Source organism: Pseudomonas sp. GP01-A4 (assembly GCF_058780865.1).
Window position 1 is genome coordinate 184,084 of sequence record NZ_JBYSWF010000002.1, and the last position, 21,809, is coordinate 205,892.

General features: G+C 62.6%; 22 protein-coding genes. 11 read left to right on the forward strand and 11 right to left on the reverse strand.

What is annotated here, in order from left to right; all coding sequences use genetic code 11:
- Positions 1 to 15: 15 nt before the first annotated feature.
- From lpxK to AC3WKX_RS02845, 4 genes are read right to left on the reverse strand one after another with little or no spacing between them, the layout of a single operon-like run.
- Complete coding sequence (gene lpxK / locus AC3WKX_RS02830; protein ID WP_008434985.1) at positions 16 to 1,026, reverse strand: tetraacyldisaccharide 4'-kinase; 1,011 nt, start codon at positions 1,024 to 1,026, stop codon at positions 16 to 18.
- A complete protein-coding gene (locus AC3WKX_RS02835; protein ID WP_004371361.1) occupies positions 1,026 to 1,454 on the reverse strand; it encodes an ExbD/TolR family protein in 429 nt (142 codons plus the stop codon). Before AC3WKX_RS02835 ends, lpxK begins: the two co-directional genes overlap by 1 nt.
- Positions 1,451 to 2,086 (reverse strand): MotA/TolQ/ExbB proton channel family protein, encoded by a 636-nt coding sequence (locus AC3WKX_RS02840; RefSeq protein WP_004371363.1) that lies wholly within the window; start codon positions 2,084 to 2,086, stop codon positions 1,451 to 1,453. The genes AC3WKX_RS02835 and AC3WKX_RS02840 overlap by 4 nt, the downstream gene beginning before the upstream one ends.
- A gap of 31 nt (positions 2,087 to 2,117) precedes the next feature.
- A complete protein-coding gene (locus AC3WKX_RS02845; RefSeq protein ID WP_102604975.1) occupies positions 2,118 to 4,409 on the reverse strand; it encodes a DNA internalization-related competence protein ComEC/Rec2 in 2,292 nt (763 codons plus the stop codon).
- 147 nt (positions 4,410 to 4,556) lie between these two features.
- On the opposite strand from AC3WKX_RS02845, the gene AC3WKX_RS02850 reads away from it, so the two are divergent.
- Positions 4,557 to 5,072 (forward strand): DUF2062 domain-containing protein, encoded by a 516-nt coding sequence (locus tag AC3WKX_RS02850; RefSeq protein ID WP_004371367.1) that lies wholly within the window; start codon positions 4,557 to 4,559, stop codon positions 5,070 to 5,072.
- Positions 5,073 to 5,075: 3 nt separating this feature from the next.
- Here the strand turns inward: AC3WKX_RS02850 and AC3WKX_RS02855 are convergent, their stop codons facing one another.
- Positions 5,076 to 6,446, reverse strand: coding sequence for a sensor histidine kinase (locus AC3WKX_RS02855; protein ID WP_102604976.1), 1,371 nt, complete (start codon positions 6,444 to 6,446; stop codon positions 5,076 to 5,078).
- On the reverse strand, positions 6,433 to 7,161 hold the full coding sequence (locus tag AC3WKX_RS02860) for a response regulator transcription factor (protein WP_102604977.1): 729 nt from the start codon (positions 7,159 to 7,161) through the stop codon (positions 6,433 to 6,435). Before AC3WKX_RS02860 ends, AC3WKX_RS02855 begins: the two co-directional genes overlap by 14 nt.
- A 205-nt stretch (positions 7,162 to 7,366) precedes the next feature.
- On the opposite strand from AC3WKX_RS02860, the gene AC3WKX_RS02865 reads away from it, so the two are divergent.
- The 4 genes from AC3WKX_RS02865 to AC3WKX_RS02880 all read left to right on the forward strand — a co-directional run bounded on the left by AC3WKX_RS02865 (position 7,367) and on the right by AC3WKX_RS02880 (position 12,237).
- On the forward strand, positions 7,367 to 10,120 hold the full coding sequence (locus AC3WKX_RS02865; RefSeq protein ID WP_008434994.1) for a response regulator: 2,754 nt from the start codon (positions 7,367 to 7,369) through the stop codon (positions 10,118 to 10,120).
- A 214-nt stretch (positions 10,121 to 10,334) separates the two neighbouring features.
- Positions 10,335 to 11,324: a 2-hydroxyacid dehydrogenase gene (locus AC3WKX_RS02870; protein WP_008434996.1), complete on the forward strand. Its 990-nt coding sequence runs from the start codon at positions 10,335 to 10,337 to the stop codon at positions 11,322 to 11,324.
- Positions 11,325 to 11,395: 71 nt separating this feature from the next.
- Positions 11,396 to 11,836, forward strand: a complete 441-nt coding sequence (locus AC3WKX_RS02875) for a hypothetical protein (protein ID WP_004371378.1) — start codon at positions 11,396 to 11,398, stop codon at positions 11,834 to 11,836.
- Complete coding sequence (locus AC3WKX_RS02880; protein ID WP_004371380.1) at positions 11,833 to 12,237, forward strand: META domain-containing protein; 405 nt, start codon at positions 11,833 to 11,835, stop codon at positions 12,235 to 12,237. The genes AC3WKX_RS02875 and AC3WKX_RS02880 overlap by 4 nt, the downstream gene beginning before the upstream one ends.
- Positions 12,238 to 12,354: 117 nt before the next feature.
- Here the strand turns inward: AC3WKX_RS02880 and AC3WKX_RS02885 are convergent, their stop codons facing one another.
- On the reverse strand, positions 12,355 to 12,816 hold the full coding sequence (locus AC3WKX_RS02885) for a TlpA disulfide reductase family protein (RefSeq protein ID WP_004371382.1): 462 nt from the start codon (positions 12,814 to 12,816) through the stop codon (positions 12,355 to 12,357).
- A 115-nt stretch (positions 12,817 to 12,931) separates the two neighbouring features.
- Here AC3WKX_RS02885 and arsC point away from each other — a divergent pair, with 115 nt between their 5' ends.
- The 3 genes from arsC to AC3WKX_RS02900 are packed head-to-tail and all read left to right on the forward strand — an operon-like array spanning position 12,932 to position 14,299.
- Positions 12,932 to 13,285, forward strand: coding sequence for an arsenate reductase (glutaredoxin) (gene arsC / locus AC3WKX_RS02890; protein WP_008435325.1), 354 nt, complete (start codon positions 12,932 to 12,934; stop codon positions 13,283 to 13,285).
- Positions 13,282 to 13,896 (forward strand): NAD(P)H:quinone oxidoreductase, encoded by a 615-nt coding sequence (gene wrbA, locus AC3WKX_RS02895; protein WP_004371390.1) that lies wholly within the window; start codon positions 13,282 to 13,284, stop codon positions 13,894 to 13,896. Before arsC ends, wrbA begins: the two co-directional genes overlap by 4 nt.
- Positions 13,880 to 14,299, forward strand: a complete 420-nt coding sequence (locus AC3WKX_RS02900; protein WP_102604978.1) for a DUF2069 domain-containing protein — start codon at positions 13,880 to 13,882, stop codon at positions 14,297 to 14,299. The genes wrbA and AC3WKX_RS02900 overlap by 17 nt, the downstream gene beginning before the upstream one ends.
- 189 nt (positions 14,300 to 14,488) lie before the next feature.
- On the opposite strand, the gene AC3WKX_RS02905 is transcribed toward AC3WKX_RS02900, so the two are convergent.
- Positions 14,489 to 15,160: a DNA-3-methyladenine glycosylase I gene (locus tag AC3WKX_RS02905; protein WP_004371396.1), complete on the reverse strand. Its 672-nt coding sequence runs from the start codon at positions 15,158 to 15,160 to the stop codon at positions 14,489 to 14,491.
- 67 nt (positions 15,161 to 15,227) lie between these two features.
- Positions 15,228 to 16,052 carry a tRNA 2-thiocytidine(32) synthetase TtcA gene (gene ttcA, locus AC3WKX_RS02910; protein WP_102604979.1) on the reverse strand — a complete coding sequence of 275 codons (825 nt, stop codon included), beginning with the start codon at positions 16,050 to 16,052 and terminating at the stop codon, positions 15,228 to 15,230.
- Positions 16,053 to 16,414: 362 nt separating this feature from the next.
- Between ttcA and AC3WKX_RS02915 the strand changes: the two genes are divergently transcribed.
- Complete coding sequence (locus AC3WKX_RS02915; protein ID WP_004371402.1) at positions 16,415 to 17,017, forward strand: Yip1 family protein; 603 nt, start codon at positions 16,415 to 16,417, stop codon at positions 17,015 to 17,017.
- A 128-nt stretch (positions 17,018 to 17,145) separates the two neighbouring features.
- Complete coding sequence (locus AC3WKX_RS02920; RefSeq protein ID WP_004371405.1) at positions 17,146 to 17,640, forward strand: SprT family zinc-dependent metalloprotease; 495 nt, start codon at positions 17,146 to 17,148, stop codon at positions 17,638 to 17,640.
- Between the two features lie 123 nt (positions 17,641 to 17,763).
- On the opposite strand, the gene AC3WKX_RS02925 is transcribed toward AC3WKX_RS02920, so the two are convergent.
- Positions 17,764 to 18,945: a CaiB/BaiF CoA transferase family protein gene (locus AC3WKX_RS02925; RefSeq protein ID WP_102604980.1), complete on the reverse strand. Its 1,182-nt coding sequence runs from the start codon at positions 18,943 to 18,945 to the stop codon at positions 17,764 to 17,766.
- Between the two features lie 149 nt (positions 18,946 to 19,094).
- Positions 19,095 to 20,429, reverse strand: a complete 1,335-nt coding sequence (locus AC3WKX_RS02930) for a dicarboxylate/amino acid:cation symporter (RefSeq protein WP_008435307.1) — start codon at positions 20,427 to 20,429, stop codon at positions 19,095 to 19,097.
- A 337-nt stretch (positions 20,430 to 20,766) separates the two neighbouring features.
- Here AC3WKX_RS02930 and AC3WKX_RS02935 point away from each other — a divergent pair, with 337 nt between their 5' ends.
- The gene (locus AC3WKX_RS02935) at positions 20,767 to 21,765 is read left to right on the forward strand and encodes an AraC family transcriptional regulator (protein ID WP_003214223.1); all 999 of its coding nucleotides are present in this window, start codon (positions 20,767 to 20,769) and stop codon (positions 21,763 to 21,765) included.
- The last annotated feature ends 44 nt before the right edge of the window (positions 21,766 to 21,809 follow it).

Genomic DNA, 21,809 nt, shown 5'->3' on the forward strand with positions numbered 1-21,809 from the left:
CTGGAGAGCAGCGTTTTAAGGCAAAAGGCGAGCGGGCAGCAAGCGCATCAACTGCGTGTCGAACCAGGCGATAAACGCCGGTGACGGTGCCGCGTCCACCGCAAGGTACCACCAGTCGGGCCTGGCAAAGGCGCGGCACTTCACCGCGTCCTTTTCAGTCATGACCAACGGCAGTGCCGGTGTGAAATTCAAGACCTCGGCGCTGTACGGCGCGTGGTCGGCAAAAGCATGGGGTATTGGGCGCCAGTGTAGCGTTTCAAGGGTATTGAAGAAACGTTGCGGGTTGCCGATGCCGGCCACCGCATGTACCTGCTGCCCCACCGGGAAGTGTTCGACGGGTTTACGCTCGCCGGTATGCAGGTTGACCAGCGCGGCAGGCAACAGACGGAAGGCATAGCCGTCGTCACGGTCAGAACCTGCGCCGTTGTAAAGCAGCGCATCGACGCTCTGCAAACGCTCGACCGGCTCACGCAACGGCCCCGCCGGCAGGCAGCGACGGTTACCCAGCCCGCGGGCGGCGTCAATCAACACCAGTTCCAGATCACGGGCCAGGCGGTAATGTTGCAGGCCGTCGTCGGAGAGGATCAGGTCGAGGGTTTCGCTGGCCAACAGCGCCTTCACGGCGCGGCTGCGGTCGGGGTCGATCATCAGCGGCACGCCGCTGCGCTGCACGATCAGCAAGGGTTCGTCCCCCGCCACCGCTGCGGTTTGATCGGCCTCTACGCGCCATGGAAACTGTGGCGGCTTGGCGCCATAACCGCGGCTGACCACACCGACGCGCAAACCACTGCGCTGGCAATGGTCGATCAGCCAGAGAATCATGGGCGTCTTGCCGGTGCCACCCACCGTGATATTGCCTACCACCACGACCGGCACCGGCGACTGATAGATCTCGCCCTCGCCCGCCAGGAACCGTGCGCGCTTGCGCTGCACCACCCGGCGATAGAGGGATTCCAGCGGCTGCAATAACGCAAGTGCAGGATGGCCTTCGTACCAGGCCTTGAGCAAACGATCAGTCATGGCCATCAGGGTTGGCTCGCCGCCTCGACGGTGGTCATGCGCAAATGGCTGAAGCCGAGCTTGCCGGCAGCGTCCATCGCCGTGATCACGGCCTGGTGCTTGGTGTTGCCATCGGCGCTGATGGACAGTGGCAAGTTAGTGTCGCCACCGGACTCCTTCTGCAGTGCTTCCATCAGGCTGGCCAGGTCATTTTTCTCCAGCAACTGGTTATTCACCGAGAACACGCCATCGGCGCTGATGGCGATGTCCAGTTGCTTGGCCTGCTGGTCTTCCGCCGGCGAACCGCTGACGGCTTCCGGCAGGTCGACGCGCAGCTGGGTTTCCCGGGTAAAGGTGGTGGTGACGACAAAAAACAGCAGCAGGATAAACACCACGTCGATCAACGACGCCAGGTTGATATCGACGTTTTCCCGTTGCTTGCGACGAAATTTCACGCGTTGCCCTCAACCAGGTCCACGTCACGGTCGCCCTGTACCACTTCCACCAGCTTGATGGCTTCCTGCTCCATGCCCACCACCAGTTCGTCGATGCGCCGTTGCAGGAAACGGTGGAAGAACACCGAAGGAATACCGACCATCAGGCCCGCCGCCGTGGTGATCAAGGCCTTGGAAATACCACCGGCCAGCACTGCGGCGTTGGTGGTCATGCCCGACCCCATGAATGAGCTGAAAATATCGATCATGCCCAGCACCGTACCGAGCAGGCCGAGCAACGGTGCCATGGCGGCGATGGTGCCCAGGGCATTGATGTAGCGCTCCAACTCATGGATGACCCGGGCGGCGGCCTCTTCGATGCACTCCTTCATGATCTCGCGACCGTGCTTGGAGTTGGCGAGGCCGGCGGCGAGGATTTCACCCAGGGGCGAGTTGGCGCGCAGTTCCTTGAGTTTTGTCTTGTCGAGCTGCTTGTTCTTGATCCAGCCCCAGACCTGGCCCAGCAGGTGGTCAGGCGTTACACGGCTGGCACGCAGGGTCCACAGGCGTTCGGCGATGATGCCGAGTGCGGCGATGGAACTCAAAATGATCGGCAACATCATCCAGCCGCCGGATTTGACCAATTCCCACACAGTGAATGTCCCCTCGAAAAAGTGCGCCACTTTACCATAAGGGTCCGGTGGAAGGGCTGGCCTGCCCCAGAGCATCCTGTCGCAGGGGCCGCTCTTTGGTAACGCTGTTTTGCGGCGGGCGCTCGCGCCAGAAACGCCGCTGGCTGCGCGCGGCCAGCGGCGGCTGGAAGGTGCCCAGTCGCAGGCGGAGTGCGCCTTGCTCGGCACTGTCATAAATCGCGCTGCCCACGGCCTGGTAACGCTCCAGCACCTGTGGATGCGGGTGGCCAAACCCATTGCTGCGCCCCCGGGAAATCAACACGGCCTTGGGTGCCAGGCGCTGTAGAAAGGCCCATGACGACGAGCTGCGGCTGCCGTGGTGCGGCGCTTGCAGCCAATCGACAGGAGCGCCCATGGGAGTGGCCAGCAATGCCCGCTCGGCGTCATGGTCAATATCCCCGGTCAGCAACAAGCGCTCGCCATTGGCCTGCACCCGTAACACGCAGGACATCTGGTTACCGTCCGTCGCATCAGGCCATTGCCATAGCTCGAACCTCACGCCGTCCCACTCCCACTGCTCGCCGCTGACACACGCCTGGGTACCGAGCGAGGCCGGCAGCCGTGCCGTCTCACCGCCCACCACACGCTTGACCGGCAACCCATGGGCGACGGCCAACGCGCCGCCGGCATGATCGGCATCGGCATGACTGAGCAGCATCACGTCCAGCTCTGCGACCCCCAGCTTGCGCAACGCAGGCAATACGACACGCGCGCCAAGATCGAACTCACCGGAGCGCGGCCCGGCGTCATACAGCAGTACATGGTTGCGGGTACGCAGGATGATCGCCAACCCCTGGCCGACATCCAGTTGCACCACCTCGACCAGCCCATGAGGTATCGACTCCCGCGGCGGGAACACTGCCAGCAGCAACATCGGCCAGCCCAGCAGCCGAAACGGGACGCCCTTGGGCAGCAATAACAGCACCGCCCCCAGCAGGCTCACCAGCCAATAGCCAATGGGCACTTGCGCCGGTATCCAGGCCGGCAAGTACTGCGCCAGCAGCGCCAAGGCCTTGAACAGCCCGTCCAGTGTGCCGCCCGCCAGCCATAACAACCCCTCTCCTATATAAGGCAGCGGCAATAACACCGTACCCAGCAAGGCCAGGGGCAGCACCACCAGGCTGATCCACGGCACCGCAACCAGGTTGGCCAGCGGCCCGCTCAGGCTGATAGGCAGGCCGAGCACCAGCAGCAGCGGAAACAGGCCGATGGCAATCATCCATTGGGCGCGGGTCCAGGCTTGCCACAAGGGCCAGGGGCCCAATCGGCCACTGAACGCCAAAATCAGCACCGCAACAGCCGCAAAAGACAGCCAGAACCCCGGCTGCAGGCTGGCCAACGGTTCGAGGATCAGCACCGCGTCCAGCGCCAGCAACAGCGGCCACCAGATTCCCAGGTGACGAAACCGCAGACGCCACAGCAATACCAGGCCCACCATCACACAGGCCCGTTGCACCGGCACCTCGAAACCTGCCAGCAGGCCGTAGCCCAGCGCTGCAGCAAACGCCAGGCCGCAGGCCCAGGGCAGCCACGGCAAAGGTTTCGGCCAACCCCCGTAGCGCGCAAGACCGGCGACCAGGCCATAGATCAACCCCGCCAGCAGGCCGATGTGCTGCCCGGATATCACCAGTAAATGCACGGTGCCAGTGGCTTGCAGGACCCGCCAATCCTCGGCGGCCAACCCGGAACCATCGCCGAGCACCAGCGCCGCCAGGCCCGCCTCTCGCCCCTGGGCATCCACTGCCAGCAGCCGCTGGCGAATCCCGTCGCGCCAGGCATGTCGTGCCGGTGCCAGCAGTTGGCCGTCCTTGACCGAGCCGGTGGCGCCAATCCGCTGGGCCAGCAGCCAGGCTTCATAGTCAAAGCCATCGGCATTGAGCAATCCGGAAGGACGCTTGAGAGTCACCGCCAGTCGCCAGCGCTCACCGCTCTTAACCGGTGGGCCGCCGCGCCAGGACACGCGAATGCGCTTGGGAAGCAGGTCCTTGCGTGACCGGCTGTCGGTCAGTTCGAAGCGCACACCGTCGCCCATCTGCTGCGGCAACCCGCTGACACGCCCCTCCACCCAGCGGGTCTGGCCATCCAGATGCGGGGCCAACCGGTCATCCAGCGCCCACTGCGCGCTGAGGCATGCCCAGCCCAGGCCAAGCAGGAAAAACCCCAGCGGATAGGTACGAAAAGGCAACAGCATCAGGGCCAGCACCGGCATCAGCAACAGCCAGCCGCCGGACGGCAACGCGGGTAAAAAACGCAAGGCGAGCAGCCCCAGCGCGAGTGCGAACATCCCTGTTCTCATGGATCTTTCCTTGAAAGCGACCCATTGAGTCTTAGCCGGGCTAGCGGTGTGGCCTATTATTATTTGTCACAAAGTCTGAATTTCACGTTCGTGGAATGCGGGCATACTTGCCCCTCGAACTGACCTGGACCCCTTATGCCACGGCGCTTATTCAAACGGTACATGCCCGATCCGACCAGCATTCGGGAACACAAGTCCTTACGCTTTCTCGGCAAGTTGCTGCATGACCCGAATCTCTGGCACCTCAATCGGCACTCGGTCGCGCGGGCCATGGCCGTTGGCCTGTTCGCGGCATTCATCCCCATTCCCTTGCAGATGCTGCTGGCAGCGGTCCTCGCCATCAGCGTGCGCGGCAACATGCCGATTGCCGTGAGCCTGGTCTGGCTGACCAACCCGATTACCATGCCGCCGGTGTTTTTCTGCACCTACATGACCGGGGCCTGGCTGATGAATGTGCCACCCCGCAGCATGCCCGACGAGCTGACCTGGGAATGGATCAGCGGGCAGTTGTCGACGCTGTGGCAACCGTTCCTGCTGGGCTCGGTAGTACTGGGGCTGGTGATGGCGGTGCTGGGTTATTGCCTGACCATGGGCTATTGGCGCTGGTGGGTGGCCCGACAGTGGAAAAAACGCAAACAGCGCAGGTTGTAACCGTTAGCGCGCCAGCAAGCGCATGTGCACACGTAAACCCTGGCCGGTATTTTCCGCCCACAGGCTGCCGTCCTGACGCTGCACAGCGTTGCGCGCAATGCTCAAGCCCAGGCCAAAGCCGCCGTCGCCGGGCCTTGAACCGTCCAGCCGGGTGAATGGCGCAAAGATTCGCTCCAACTCCACCTCATCGATCCCGCCGCCCTGGTCTTCCAGCCACAAGTGCCAGTGATCCCCCTCACGCTGCCCGCCCAATTGCACCGTTCCGTCTTGCGCAGAGTGCCGGATGGCATTGCGCAGGATGTTCTCCAATGCCTGGGCCAGCAGGTTCAGATGACCGCGCACCCAGCAGTCGGCCCCCAGCTCGCACTGCAAGCGTGAAGCCGGCCAGCCACTTTCAAAACAGGCGTTTTCCCGGAGCATGTCCCACAGCGCCTGCACCTGGATGTCTTCCTTGGGCAACGGCGCGCGCTCGGTGTCGAGCCAGGCCAGTTGCAGGGTGTCCTCCACCAGGCGCTGCATGCCGTCGATCTCCCTCCCCAGGCGCTCGCGCAGTTGGGTCAGGTCCTGCTCGCTGTCACAGGCGACGCGCAAACGGCTCAACGGTGTGCGCAGCTCATGGGACAAATCCCGCAGCAGTTGCTGTTGCAGGGCCACGGTGCCTTGCAGGCGTTCAGACATCTGGTCAAACGCGCGGCCCAATTCCCCCAGTTCATCCTGGCGGCTGGTGGTGTCGCGGGAAAGCCGGGTGCCCAGTTGATCGGCACGCCAGGCGTTGGCCTGCTCTCGCAGGTGGTTGAGAGGCATGATCAACAGCCGGTAGAGACCGATGCACAGCAGCAGGGTGAACAGGCCGGGAATCACGCCATTGGTGACGATCCGCCAGAACAGCTGGTTTTGCCCGGGCATGAAACGCCGCGGCAATTCGATCACCAGGGAGCCCGCACCCGGGTCGAGCGGGAACGGGATTTTCAACCACGGCAGGCCCTTGGCATGCCGGCTGACGGGCCAGTCCAGGCCGCGCAGGAAGGTCAGGCGCTGGCTCTCCTTGTCCGTCAGTGGGTAGCTGCTCAGGGATTGCAGGTCGTTGCCGATGACCCCCACCCAGGTGCGCTCGCGCTGGCCCAGGGTGTGCAACCATTCGTCCACACCGGCGTTGCCGCCCTTGTTCCAGGCCAGTTCCGCGCCAGCGGCATAACCGCTCAGGGTGGCGCGGGCCTCGCTGGACAGAAAGGCATTCTGCTCTTCCATATACCGGCCCCATGACCAACTGAGCCAGATCATCAGCAAGCAGAACGCGATCAGCAGGCAGGCCAGTTTCCAGAATAACGAATGCTTGCCCGGCAGCCGTGTGAGGGAGGCCTTAAAGCCTGTCATCGTGACCGCTCAACACATAGCCCTTGCCCCACACCGTGCGCACTTCCCGCTCGCTGTAGCCGACAGCCTTGAGCTTGCGACGAATCTGGCTGATGTGCATGTCCAGGCTGCGGTCATGGGGCGCATAGCCGCGCTGGAACACATGCTGGTAGAGGAAGGCTTTGCTGAGGACTTCTTCGGCGTTGCGGTGCAGGGTTTCCAACAGGCGATATTCGCTGCGGGTCAGGCCGGCCCACTGCTCCCGGTGAAACACATCACACAGCTCGTCATCGAAACGCAGGCTGCGGGCATCGCCGCGCACCGCCGCCAGGGCCGGCAACGGCCGCCGGTCCAGGGCGACCCGGCGCAGGATCGCTTCGATGCGCACCCGCAACTCGGCCATGCTGAACGGCTTGGGCAGGTAATCGTCGGCCCCCAGGCGAAAACCGCTGATGCGATCGGCTTCGGCCCCCAGGGCCGACATCAGGATCACCGGCATCGAATGGCTCTGGCGCAAATGCGTGAGCACCGACAAACCGTCCATGCCCGGCAGCAGGATGTCCATCAACACCACGTCGAAGCGCTGATCGCGGGCCATTTGCAGGCCCTGCTGGCCATTCTGGCACCAGGTCACCTGGAAGCCACAGAGGCCCAATTGCTCATGGACATAGGCGCCAAGCACAGGATCGTCTTCAATCGCCAGGATACTGGGTAAGCCAAGTGCTGCGGGATTCATTAGCGTCTGCAAGTCATTCTCAATGACTGATTATTCAAGATTGCCCCCCCATGAGCAACCGCCGCCGGGCGTCCGGCGGCCCAAGGTTTGCCTCAGGTCATTAATTTTGCAAGATTCCCCGCCGCGCAAATGGCTACACTGCGCAGGTGGCGCGGGCCGGATGCCTGCGTGGAATTCGACAACAGTGTGGTAGCAGGAGAGTGGCGTGCTTAAAAGAATGGGGATAAAAGGCCGCGTACTGTTGCTGACCTTATTGCCTACCAGCCTGATGGCGTTGCTGCTGGGCGGGTACTTCACCTGGATGCAGCTTTCGGAGTTGCAGTCGCAGTTGCTGCAACGCGGCGAGATGATCGCCGAGCAACTGGCGCCGCTGGTGGCCCCGGCCCTCGGCACCAGGAACACCGACCTGCTGGAACGCATCGCCACCCAGTCCCTGGAACAAACCGATGTGCGCGCCGTATCGTTCCTCGGGCCCGACCGCACGCCCCTGGCCCACGCCGGGCCGACCATGCTCAACCAGCCGCCCATCGGCAACAGTTCGCACCTGTTGCAGCGCACCGGCAATGACGCCACCCGTTATCTGCTGCCGGTGTTCGGCCGCCATCGCAACCTCGCCGGTGAACTGATCCCGGATGAATCCGACCGCCTGCTCGGCTGGGTCGAGCTGGAACTGTCCCACAACGGCATGTTGCTGCGTGGCTACCGCAGCCTGTTCGCCAGCCTGCTGCTGATCGCCATCGGCCTGATCTGCACGGCGGCCCTCGCCTTGCGCATCAGCCGTACGATCAACTCACCGATCGGCCTGATCAAACAGGCCGTCGCGCAACTCAAGGACGGCAATCTCGAAACCCGCTTGCCACCCCTGGGCAGCCAGGAGCTGGATCACCTGGCCTCGGGCATCAACCGCATGGCCGAGACCCTGCAAAACGCCCAGGAAGAATTGCAACACAGCATCGACCAGGCCACCGAAGACGTGCGGCAAAACCTCGAAACCATCGAGATCCAGAACATCGAGTTGGACCTGGCCCGCAAGGAAGCCCTGGAAGCCAGCCGCATCAAGTCGGAGTTTCTGGCCAACATGAGCCATGAAATCCGCACGCCGTTGAACGGCATCCTTGGTTTCACCCATTTGTTGCAGAAAAGCGAACTGTCACCGCGCCAGCTGGATTACCTGGGCACCATCGAAAAATCCGCCGACAACCTGCTGGGCATCATCAACGAAATCCTCGACTTCTCGAAAATCGAGGCCGGCAAGCTGGTGCTCGACAGCATCCCGTTCAACCTGCGGGACTTGCTGCAAGACACCCTGACCATCCTCGCCCCGGCCGCCCACGCCAAACAGCTGGAGCTGGTGAGCCTGGTCTACCGCGACACGCCGCTCGCCTTGGTGGGTGACCCGCTGCGGCTCAAGCAGATCCTCACGAACCTGGTGAGCAACGCGATCAAGTTCACCCGCGAAGGCACCATCGTTGCCCGCGCCATGATTGAAGACGAACAGGAAGACAGCGTACAACTGCGCATCAGCGTGCAGGACACCGGCATCGGCCTGTCGAACCAGGATGTGCGGGCGCTGTTCCAGGCGTTCAGCCAGGCGGACAATTCGCTGTCACGCCAACCCGGCGGGACCGGCCTTGGCCTGGTGATTTCCAAGCGCCTGATCGAACAGATGGGCGGTGAGATCGGCGTCGACAGCACGCCGGGAGAAGGCTCGGAATTCTGGATCAGCCTGAACCTGCCGAAAACCCGTGACGATATCGAAGACCTGCCCTCCGCGCCGCTGCTGGGCCGGCGCGTGGCGGTGCTGGAAAACCACGAACTGGCGCGCCAGGCCCTGCAACATCAGCTGGAAGACTGCGGCCTGGAAGTCACCCCGTTCAACAGCCTGGAAAGCCTGACCAACGGCATCACCAGCGCCCACCAGACCGAACAGGCGATTGACCTGGCCGTGCTGGGCATCACCGCCAACGACATTCCGCCGGAGCGTTTGAACCAGCACCTGTGGGACCTCGAACACCTGGGCTGCAAGGTACTGGTGTTGTGCCCGACCACCGAACAGCTGCTGTTCAACCCCTCGGTGCCCAACCCCAACAGCCAGTTGCAGGCCAAGCCCGCGTGCACCCGCAAACTGCGTCGCGCCCTGGCCGACCTGATCAGCCCGCGCCCGCTGCGCAGCGAACCCGGCGAGCCCCTGTCCAGCCGCGCGCCGCGGGTGCTGTGTGTCGACGACAACCCGGCCAACCTGCTGCTGGTGCAAACCCTGCTGGAAGACATGGGCGCCAAGGTCCAGGCGGTGGAAAGCGGTTACTCGGCCATCGAGGCAGTGAAGCAGGAAGCCTTCGACCTGGTGCTGATGGACGTGCAGATGCCGGGGATGGACGGTCGCCAGAGCACCGAGGCAATCCGCACGTGGGAAAGCGAACGCCATGGCACACCGTTGCCCATCGTCGCGCTGACGGCCCATGCGATGGCCAACGAAAAACGCGCCCTGCTGCAAAGCGGCATGGATGATTACCTGACCAAACCCATCAGCGAACGGCAACTGGCCCAGGTGGTGTTGAAATGGACCGGGCTGGCCCTGCGCAACCAGGGCCCGGACCGTGGCACCGAAAGTTTCGGGCATGCCACGCAATTGCCGGTGCTGGACCATGAAGAAGGTTTGCGCCTGGCGGCCGGCAAGGCGGATCTGGCGGCAGACATGCTCGCGATGCTGCTGGCCTCGCTGGAAGCGGACCGTGAAGCGATTCGCGTCGCCCGTGACGCCAATGACCGCAACGCCCTGATCGAACGGGTGCACCGCCTGCACGGCGCCACCCGGTATTGCGGCGTGCCGCAATTGCGTGCGGCCTGCCAACGGGCCGAGACCCTGCTCAAGCAGGACGACGCCAAGGCCATGCCGGCCCTGGATGAACTGGACATGGCGATTGCCCGGCTGGCCAGCGAGGCGCGGGTCAGCGCGTAAACTTTCGGGGTAATGTGGACAGGGAGGCTTGCTGTGGCGAGGGAGCTTGCTCCCGCTGGAGTGCGAAGCGCTCCCAGGATTTTGGGGCCGCTGCGCAGCCCAGCGGGAGCAAGCTCCCTCGCCACAACAAGCTCCTCACCACAGCAAGCTCACTCACCACAGACAAGCCCCCTCGCCACAAAATCAGCTTTCCATCATCAAGAAGGAATATTTGATGCGCATCATCCTCTTCAGCAGCCAGACCTACGACCGCGACAGCTTTCTCGCCCAACCGCTGCCCGAAGGCATGCAGCTGCAATTCCAGCCGGCCCGGCTGAACCTCGACACCGTGGCCCTGGCCGAACACCACGAAGTGGTCTGCGCCTTTATCAACGATGACCTCAGCGCCCCGGTGCTGGAGCAGTTGGCCAGCGGCGGCACCCGCCTGATCGCCCTGCGTTCCGCCGGTTACAACCATGTCGACCTGCCCGCCGCCAAGCGCCTGGGCCTGACCATCGTGCGGGTGCCGGCCTACTCGCCCCATGCGGTGGCCGAACATGCGGTCGCGTTGATCCTGGCCCTCAATCGCCGCCTGCACCGCGCCTACAACCGCACCCGCGACGGTGACTTCAGCCTGCACGGCCTGACCGGGTTCGACCTGGTGGGCAAGACCGTCGGCGTGGTCGGCACCGGGCAGATCGGCGCCACATTCGCCAAGATCATGGCCGGGTTCGGCTGCCAGTTGCTGGCGTACGATCCCTATCCCAACCCGCAGGTCGAAGCCCTCGGCGCCCGGTATGTGAGCCTGCCGCAGTTGCTGGGCGAGTCACAGGTCATCAGCCTGCATTGCCCGCTGACGGCGGACAGCAAACACCTGATCAACGCCCAAAGCCTCGCCCATATGCAGCCCGGCGCGATGCTCATCAACACCGGGCGCGGCGGCCTGGTGGACACCCCGGCGCTGATCGACGCACTCAAGGACGGCCAGCTCGGCTATCTGGGGCTGGATGTGTATGAAGAAGAGGCCCAGCTGTTTTTCGAAGACCGCTCGGACCTGCCCCTGCAAGACGACGTATTGGCGCGCCTGCTGACCTTCCCCAATGTGATCATCACCGCGCACCAGGCCTTCCTGACCCGCGAGGCGCTGGGGGCGATTGCCGGCACCACCCTGGCCAACATCGCGGCGTGGGCTGGCGGGCAGGCGCAAAACCTCGTCGAAGGATGATCAGCGGTCACATAGCCGCGCCATGATGGGTAGCGACGCATGATAGGATGCCGCGCCTATTTGGAGGATCCATGGCCGAACACGATTTCCGCTTCAGCTTGCTGAGCCCGCAACACACCCTGATCGAATGCCGGGCCCTGGTGCCGGGCCGTTATCAAGTCACCGGCAACGGTGGCTCGATCAAGAACGGCGACGTTCTGATCGTCACCCTGCGCGGCAGCAAAACCCTGTCGATGCGCCTGACCGTCGAAGGCGATGCGCGCTACTCCATCCGCCCGGCGGGCCAGTGGGTCGCCATGGCCCAGGGGCCGAAATTCGGCGAACTGGAGATTCACACCTGGAAGGTCAACTGCGACAGCTGCGACAACGTGCTGGAGTTTGAATTCGCGGTGGAAACCAAGCTGACCAAGGAGCCGCTGCAACCGGCCGCCACTGCACGGGTTACCGAGTTGGGCTGGGCCACCCTGGGTGACAAGCACCGCTGCCCGAAATGCCAGCAGGCCGCGCAATGAAAGCCCTGCTGATGCTGGCCGTGCTCGGCGCAGGCCTTGCGGGCTGCGCCAGCGACGAGGTCAAGCTCAAGCAGGATCACAGCTACGTGGTGGAATGGATCGGTGAGCGGCCGCTGATGGATTACGCCCACCTGACCGTGACCCTCGGCGCCGATGGCCGGGCCTATGGCAATGGTGGCTGCAACCATTGGTTTGCGCCCTACACCCTGGACGGCGACAAGCTGAGCTTCGGCAAGGTCGGCAGCACCCGCAAACTCTGCGCCGAAGCGCTGATGGAGCAGGAGCACCGCTTCTTCCAGGCCCTGCAGGGCGTGCAGCGCTGGGACATTTCGCCGATCGAACAGACCCGCTTCTGGCCGGCGGATGGCAAGCCGTTGCGGTTGTGGCTGGAAGAAGGCTGATCTGAAGGCGCAACACATCTAAATGTGGGAGCGGGCTTGCTCGCGAAAGCGGTGGATCAGTCGATGTATCCGGTGACTGTCACACCGCATTCGCGAGCAAGCCCGCTCCCACATTTTTTATCCGCGCAACGCCTTGAGCTTGGCCAACACCCCTTCCGCCGTCTGCTCACCCATCAGTTGCTCGCGCACCTTGCCCTTGTCATCAATGATGTAGGTCACCGGCAGGGCTTCACTGCGGGGAATGTCGAAGATCCCGTCCGGGTTCTGCGCCAGTACGGTGAACTTGATGCCCAGCTTCTCGCTGGCGCTCTTGAGCTCTTCACCCTGGACGTTGTCGAAATTCACCCCGAACACCCCCACCGACTGGCCCTTGAGCTGTTCGGCCAAGGCGTTGAGTTCCGGGATTTCGGTACGGCACGGGCCACACCATTCGGCCCAGTAGTTAACCACCAGCCATTGCTTGTCCAGGCGCTCGGCGGCCACTTTCTGACCATATTGGTCAACGCCATAATCATTGCCACAGCCGCTGAGCAGCAGTGTGCCGATGATTGCCAATGCGCCTAACAGTCGCCTCGTCATGGGGTAATCCTTCGTAAAAATGAACGTTGGCTGCGGCCTATCGCCTCTCATGGTTTAAGGACGCGGCGCAGCGCGGGTAGAATACCCGCCACCTTACGCAAGATGCGACCCGCACATGACCGATCTGACGCTTTATCACAACCCGCGCTGCTCGAAATCCCGCGGTGCGCTCGAACTGCTGGAAGCCCGTGGCCTCACACCGACGGTGGTGCGCTACCTGGAAACCCCGCTCGACGCCGCGCAATTGCAGGCCCTGCTGGGCAAGCTGAACATCAGCGCGCGGCAACTGCTGCGTACCGGCGAGGACGAATATAAAACCCTCAACCTGGGTGACACCAGCCTCAGCGAAGCACAGTTGATCGCTGCCATCGCCGCTCATCCGAAACTGATGGAGCGCCCGATCCTCGCCACCGCCGACAAGGCCGTGATCGGCCGCCCACCGGAGAACATCCTGGAGCTGGTTTCGTGAGTGCGCCGTATGTGCTGGTGTTGTATTACAGTCGCAACGGTTCAGTCAGCGAAATGGCCCGGCAGATTGCCCGGGGCATCGAGCAAGCCGGGCTTGAGGCGCGGCTGCGCACCGTGCCGGCCATCTCCAGTGAATGCGAGGCCGTGGCGCCGGACATTCCGGTCGACGGCCCGCTGTACTGCAGCCTCGACGACCTGAAGAACTGCGCAGGCCTGGCGCTGGGCAGCCCGACCCGTTTCGGCAACATGGCCGCGCCGCTCAAGTACTTTCTCGACGGCACCAGCAACCTGTGGCTGACCGGCGCCCTGGTCGGCAAGCCGGCAGGTGTGTTCACCTCCACCGCCAGCCTGCACGGCGGCCAGGAGACCACGCTGATGTCGATGCTGCTGCCGCTGCTGCACCACGGCATGCTGATCACCGGACTGCCCTACAGTGAACAGGCGCTGCTCGACACCAAGGGCGGCGGTACGCCTTATGGCGCCAGCCACCATTCCGGGGCCGACGGCAAGCGTGCGCTGGATCAACACGAGATCGCCCTGTGCCGCGCTCTCGGCCTGCGCCTGGCGAAGACCGCTGCGCTACTGGAGAACGGCCGTGGCCAGGAAGCCTAAGGTACTGCCGCCCCAGGCCTGGCTGGAGCCACGGGTCAAGGCGATGCGGGCGTTGAGCCTGCTGGCGTTCCTGGGATTGGTGGGGCTGCTGTGTGCCTACTACCTGGCGTTCGCCGATCTGCATGGCGCGCGGCCGTGGGTGATTCTGCTGATCGAATTGGTGCCGCTGCTGTTGCTGGCGCCGGGGATGATCCTGGGCAGCGCGCGCGGGCATTCATGGATGTGCTTTGTGGTGAACCTGTATTTCATCAAGGGCGCGCTGGCGGCCTATGACCCGAACCGGCAGTGGTTTGGTGTGCTCGAGATGCTGGCGAGCCTGGCGGTGTTCTGCACGGCGTTGATGTATGTGCGGTACCGGCATCAGCTGAATCGGCGGTTGGCGGGGGAAGGATTGCCTGCCTGAATACACTTTTCGGGCAAAGCCGCAATCAATGTGGCTGGGGAGATTGTTTGAGAGGGAATCCGTTGTGGCGAGGGAGCTTGCTCCCGCTGGAGTGCGAAGCGCTCCCAAGATTTTGGGGCCGCTACGCAGCCCAGCGGGAGCAAGCTCCCTCGCCACAGCAAGCTCTCTCCCCACTGGGTATTTTCGGGCTTAGTGGTTGACGGTATACGCCAGCATCATCGACAACTGGCACATCGGCCGCCCGCTCTCGGCATGCCACTGGTTGAATGCGCCCTGCACCGTGGCCAGGTCCCGCAGGCTGGTGGGCACCTTGTCGACGATCTTCTGCGCATTCAGCGCCGCCACCACGTCATAGCTCGGCACGAACGTGTCCTTGCCCACCATCCGCAAAAAGCGCGGCGCCGACAGCCCGCCCAACTGGTGGCCGTGCTTGCTCAGGTACTTCCACAGGCCGACGATATCGGTCACCGGCCAGTCGGCAATAAACCCGCCGAAGCTGCCTTTTTCCTTCTCGATATCCAGAATCATCTGCGCATTGCGCGGCACGCTCTTGAGCTTGCCCAGGTGACGGATGATGCGCGTGTCCTGCATCAGCCGCTCCAGGTGCTCGGCGCCCATGAGCACGACTTTTTCCGGGTCAAACCCAAAGAACACCTGCTCGAAGGCCGGCCACTTGGCGTCCACCACGCTGTGCTTCAGGCCGGCGCGAAACACCCGCAGCGACAAGGTCGACAGGTAGCGGTCATCGCTGATCTTGCGCAGTTTCGCCGGGGTCAGGGGCACAGGCAGGTGGGCTTCCAGCTCGGCCGCCGAACCAAACCGGTTCAGACAATATTCGTGCAGCCACTTGTAATCGCGCATGCCCTCTCCTAAGGATTGAAATGAAAACGGCGCCCAGGAGCGCCGTCTGTCAGAGCGGTGAAAACACTCAGAGGTTCACTACGTTGACGAAGCGCGACGCCGCACTTTCGTCGATACGCAAGCTGGTGAAGTCGAACAGGTTACGGTCGGCCAACTGCGACGGCTGCACGTTCTGCAGACTGCGGAAGATGCTGTCGACGCGGCCCGGGGTCTTGCGGTCCCAATCCTGGAGCATGTCCTTGACCACCTGGCGCTGCAGGTTTTCCTGGGAGCCGCAGAGGTTGCACGGGATGATCGGGAATTGCTTGAGGTCGGAGTAGGCCTGGATGTCCTTCTCATGGCAGTACGCCAGTGGGCGGATCACCACGTTGCGCCCGTCATCGGCCCGCAGCTTGGGCGGCATGGCCTTGAGGCTGCCGTTGAAGAACATGTTGAGGAAGAAGGTTTCGACGATGTCATCGCGGTGATGACCCAGGGCCATCTTGGTCGCGCCGATTTCGTCGGCAAACGTATAGAGCGTGCCACGGCGCAGGCGCGAGCACAGCGAGCAGGTGGTCTTGCCTTCCGGGACCAGCTCCTTGACCACCGAATAGGTGTCTTTCTCGACGATGTGGTACTCGACCCCCAATGCCTTGAGGTAGGCCGGCAGCACATGCTCGGGAAAACCCGGCTGCTTCTGGTCCATGTTCACGGCGACGATGTCGAACTTGATCGGCGCGACCTTTTGCAGGTGCATCAGCACGTCGAGCATCGTGTAGCTGTCCTTGCCGCCGGACAGGCAGACCATGACCTTGTCGCCCTCTTCGATCATATTGAAATCGGCGACTGCCTCGCCGGCCAGACGACGCAGGCGTTTTTGCAGTTTGTTCTGGTTGACCGTAAGAGTGCCCATGGCGCTTGGATCCGCGAAAGGTGTGTGACGAAAAGCCGGGTATTTTACCGGGATGGACGACCGAGTTCCAATGTGGGAGCGGGCTTGCTCGCGAACGCGAAGTGTCATTCGCCAGGTGTTTAGCTGACCCACCGCATTCGCGAGCAAGCCCGCTCCCACAGTTGACCGCATTCCAATCAACAGACCCCGCCGCGATTAAGCCCAATGTTTACAGCGCAATTTGCTCTAAAGCCCCACACTTTTTCCGGTCATCACTTCCTATACTGCGACATAAGGTCGCACATATATCCAGACCTTTCAGGCCAATTGGCCCGTGGGCGCTCCGCTGGGGGGCGATGGTAATAACGACAGGAGTGACTGGCATGATCCATCACGTCGTGGGACTTTTCACCCACCCCGATCAGGAATGGCGGGAAATTCGTGGCGATAAAGAAGAAAGCATCGGCCACATGTACCTCACCCACACGCTGATTCTCGCGGCCATCCCCGCTGTCTCAGCCTTTATCGGTACCACTCAGGTGGGTTGGGTCATCGGCAGCCGCGCCCCGGTGATGCTGACGGTGGAAAGCGCGTTGTGGATGACCCTCATGTCCTACGCGGCGATGCTCGGCGGCGTGGCGGTGATGGGCGCGTTCATTCACTGGATGGCCCGCACCTATGACGCCAACCCCAGCATGGCGCGCTGCGTGGCGTTTGCCACCTACACCGCGACACCGCTGTTTATCGGCGGGCTGGCGGCGCTGTACCCGCATATGTGGCTGGGCATGGTGGTGGGCACGGCGGCCATTTGCTACACGGTGTATCTGCTGTACGTGGGGCTGCCGACCTTCATGAACATCCACCCGGACGAGGGCTTCCTGTTTTCCAGCTCGGTACTGGCGGTAGGCCTGGTGGTGCTGGTGGCGATCATGGCCTTTACCGTGATCGTCTGGGGGCTGGGCGTAGGCCCGATCTACACCAACTGACGCGGTTTACCCGCAGGAAAAGCCACCGCAAGGTGGCTTTGTGCGTTATGCATGACCATTCGGCGCCTGACAGATTCGGATACACCCTTGTTTGCGGCATACTGGACGTCTCTGGAGATATGTACAGCATGCCCGAGCAACTCAATACCCGCGTCGAAGATTGTTTCCTGCAAGCCGAATCCTTTTTCAAACGAAGCTTCAAACGCCCCCAGGTCAGCCTCAAGCTGCGGGGCCAGAAGGCCGGTGTCGCGCATTTGCACGAGAACCTGCTGCGCTTCAACCCGCAGCTCTACCGTGAAAACAGCCAACACTTCCTTAAACAGACAGTCGCCCATGAAGTGGCCCACCTGATTGCCCACCAATTGTTCGGCGAGCGCATCCAGCCCCATGGCGAGGAATGGCAGTTGATCATGCGTGGGGTTTACGAACTGCCGCCGGACCGCTGCCACACCTATGAAATCCAGCGGCGGCGCGTCACGCGGTATATCTACCGCTGTCCGTGTGCCGACAGTGACTTCCCGTTTTCGCCCCAGCGTCACGGGTTGGTGGGCCAGGGGCGGCGGTATTTGTGCCGCAGGTGCCGGCAGACTTTGGTGTTTACCGGGGAAACCCGCGTCGAGTGAGGTTTGTGGTGCTTGTATGGCCCTCTTCGCGAGCAAGCCCGCTCCCACATTTGATCGCATTCCAACGATGGAACTCGGTTGAATGTGGGAGCGGGCTTGCTCGCGAAGGGGCCGGCCCAGGCGCTACTGAATCACCTTGGCACGCCGCAAATCGTCTATCTGCTGAGCACTGAATCCCAACTCCGCCAACACCTCATCACTGTGGGCGCCCACTGCCGCGCCTATGTGCCTGGCCGCCGGCAAGCCCTCGGAGAACTTCAGCGGGCAGGCGATTTGCGCCTGGCTGGAACCATCGCCCCGCGGCACCTGGCTGACCAGCCCCCGGGCTTTCAACTGCGGGTGTTCAACGGCCTCGCTCAGATTCAGCACCGGCTCGACACACGCATCAATCCCGGCAAACAGCTCACACAGCTCATCAAAGCTGCGTTTCTCGAACTCGACCTGCAGCGCCAGCTTGAGGGCTTTCTGCTGCTCGGGTTTGGGCGATAGGCCCATTGCCGCCAATTCAGGGCGGCCAAGGGCCGTACACAACTGCTGCATAAACGCCGGCTCCAGACTGCCCACCGACAACCAGCGTCCTTCCCGCGATCGGTAATAGTCATAGAAACTGCCGCCATTGAGCACCTGGTTCTCCCATGCCGGCTCCACGCCGCACGCCAGGTAACCGGCACCGGCCATGGCATTCAGGCTGAAGGCGCAGTCGGTCATGCTCACGTCCAGGTATTGCCCCACCCCACTGTGCTGCCGGGCAATCACCGCCGCCAGCAAACCGATCACCGCATGCAACGAGCCGCCCCCCACATCCGCCAACTGCACACCCAAGGGCAACGGCCCGCTGTCCTGGCGCCCGGTGTAGCTGGCAATGCCTGCCAGGGCCAGATAATTGATGTCATGGCCGGCGCGATCCTTGTAGGGGCCGGTCTGGCCGTAGCCGGTGATGGAGACGTAGATCAGCTTTGGGTTGATCGCCTTCAACGCCTCGTAACCCAGGCCCAGGCGCTCCATGACCCCGGGGCGGAACTGCTCGAGGACGATGTCGTAGTCCGCCACCAGTTGCCGCACGATCGCCACCGCCTCGGCCTGTTTGAGGTCCAGGGCCAGGCTGCGTTTGTTGCGGTTCAGATAGGCATGGCTGGCCGACACGCCCTGGTCATGGGGCGGCAGTACTCGCAGCAGGTCCATGCGTGTGGGGGATTCGATGCGCAACACCTCGGCGCCCATGTCGGCCAGCAGCAACGAGGCGAACGGCCCCGGCAGCAAGGTGGAGAAATCCAGTACTTTGAGGGACGCCAAGGGACCTGACATGCGGACTCCGATTCCGATTCGATTGGCCACAGAGTAGGCAAACCCGGCGGTCGGCGGCAATCACATAAACCATCATCCGAAGTGACTGATGCTTCCCGAAGGCATAAAAAAACCCATCCGAAGATGGGTTTTTCACAAACGCTGCAGCCTTACTTGACGGCAGTTGGAGCCGGGCCTTCGGCCACGCCCAGGTCGTCTTCTTCACGGGTGTCGGAGATACCGCGACCACCGGAAGCCAGTTCGACTTTCAGCTTGTCTTCGTCCAGTTCCTTGACCCACTTGGCCACAACCAGGGTTGCAACAGCGTTGCCAACCAGGTTGGTCAGTGCGCGGGCTTCGGACATGAAGCGGTCGATACCGAGGATCAGCGCCAGGCCGGCAACCGGCAGGTGGCCAACAGCCGACAGGGTAGCGGCCAGTACGATGAAGCCACTACCGGTCACGCCAGCAGCGCCCTTGGACGACAGCAGCAGTACCAGCAACAGGGTGATCTGGTGGGTGATGTCCATGTGGGTGTCAGTCGCCTGGGCGATGAACACGGCAGCCATGGTCAGGTAGATCGAAGTACCGTCCAGGTTGAAGGAGTAGCCAGTCGGGATAACCAGGCCGACTACCGACTTCTTGGCGCCCAGGCGTTCCATCTTGATCAGCATGCGTGGCAGTGCGGATTCGGACGAGGAAGTACCCAGTACGATCAGCAGTTCTTCACGGATGTAGCGGATCAGTTTCAGGACGCTGAAGCCGTGTGCGCGGCAGATGGCGCCCAATACCAGCACCACGAACAGGATGCAGGTGATGTAGAAGCAGATCATCAGCTGACCGAGCTGCACCAGCGAGCCTACGCCGTAGGCACCGATGGTGAACGCCATGGCGCCCAGGGCACCGAGTGGCGCGAGCTTCATGATCATGTTGATGATGTTGAACATGACGTGGGCGAAACGATCGATGAAGTCCAGCACCGGCTTGCCGTAGGCACCCAGGCGGTGCAGGGCGAAACCGAAGATCACCGAGAACATCAGCACTTGCAGGATGTCACCGGTAGCGAACGCGCCAACGATGGTGTTCGGGATCACGTTCAGCAGGAAGCCAACGATGCTCTGGTCGGCACCGGCAGTCACGTAGGCCGCGACTTTGGAGGCGTCCAGGGTAGCCACGTCGATATGCATGCCGGCGCCCGGTTGCACGACGTTGACCACGACCAGGCCGATCAGCAGGGCGATGGTGGAGACGATTTCGAAGTACAGCAGCGCGTAGCCGCCGGTCTTGCCGACCGATTTCATGCTTTGCATGCCAGCGATGCCGCTGACAACGGTGCAGAAGATGATCGGGGCGATGACCATTTTGATCAGCTTGATGAAGCCGTCACCCAGTGGCTTGAGGGCCACGCCGGTCTGCGGGTAGAAGTGACCGAGCAAAATACCGATAACGATTGCAACGATCACCTGGAAATACAGGGATTTGTACAGTGGCTGACGAGTCGTCATTGCAAAGTTCCTCAATCGTCCCGTGTGGCAAATATCCGCCATTGCCCACGACACTTGAATTGCGAACCCTCCTGCACTGGAGGGATTTGTTGTTTGAGAGCCTGCTCGAGGCGGTCTCCCTGCGCTCTGTATCGCAAGCGTCGTGCCACTTCTGCTGAAACCCCCTGAAGGCCTTTAGACATCAGCGCTCGGGCGATTTCCAGCTTAAGGTTATGCCTACAGACAGTGGCGGATTTCCGCCTGCTCGCCTGATCTCGTCCTACAATTTGGCGGATATCCGCCTTGTTGCACCCGCCCGGGGTGGCTAACATCCGCCACTCAATGGACGAGGCCCCTCATGCGTGAACGAACCATCGCCAGTCACTACGCCCGAGCCGCCCTCGGCGGTGCTCGCCGGGCCGGCTACGATTATTCGGGCCTGCTGCAGCAAGTCGGCATCACTGCGGAACTGCTGAGCGAGCCCCGCGCCCGCATCGCCCCCGAGCAATTCACCCAGTTGTTGCAAATGCTGTGGCTGGCGCTGGATGACGAATACCTGGGCTTCGCCGAAGGCCCGAGCAAGCGCGGCACTTTCGCCATGATGTGCCACGCGCTGATTCACTGCCGCACCCTGGAGAAGGCTCTGGAACGCGGCTTATTATTTTATAGCCTATTCCCGCAGGGTCCGCGCTGGCGTCTGACACGTGAAGGGGAAATGGCCCGCCTGAGCCTGGACGATTCGCAACTCTGGGACCCGGATCACTTCCTCAGCGAATGCCTGCTGGTGATCTGGCATCGACTCGGCAGTTGGCTGATTGGCCAGCGCATCCGCCTGCACCAGGCCACCTTCAGCTACCCGACGCCGCCCCACGCCGGTGAGTACGACTTGCTGTTCCCCTGCCCACAGGTATTCGCGGCGCCCACCAGCAGCCTGGTGTTCCCCAGCCGCTACCTGAGCCTGCCGTTGTTGCAGGACGAGCGCACCCTCAAGCATTTCCTCGAACGCTCCCCGGCCGACCTGCTGTCGCGGCCGGATGAAGGCGACAGCCTGAGCAGCCAGTTGCGCCGCCTATTGAGCCGCGACCGCACGCCCTGGCCCGACCTCGAAGCCGTCGCCCAGCACCTGCATATCAGCCCGCAGACCCTGCGTCGGCATTTGCGGGAGGAAGGCACCAGCTTTCAGGCGCTCAAGGATGAGTTGCGCCGGGACATTGCGATCTATCATTTGGGGCGGGCGGATTTGTCGTTGCAGGAAATCGCCGAGCAGCTGGGGTTTTCCGAACCGTCGGCGTTTCATCGGGCGTTCAAGAAGTGGACCGGGTTGACGCCGGGGGCCTATAGAGCACAAGAAACCTAGGTGTGTATTGATGCGACTGGCCTCTTCGCGAGCAAGCCCGCTCC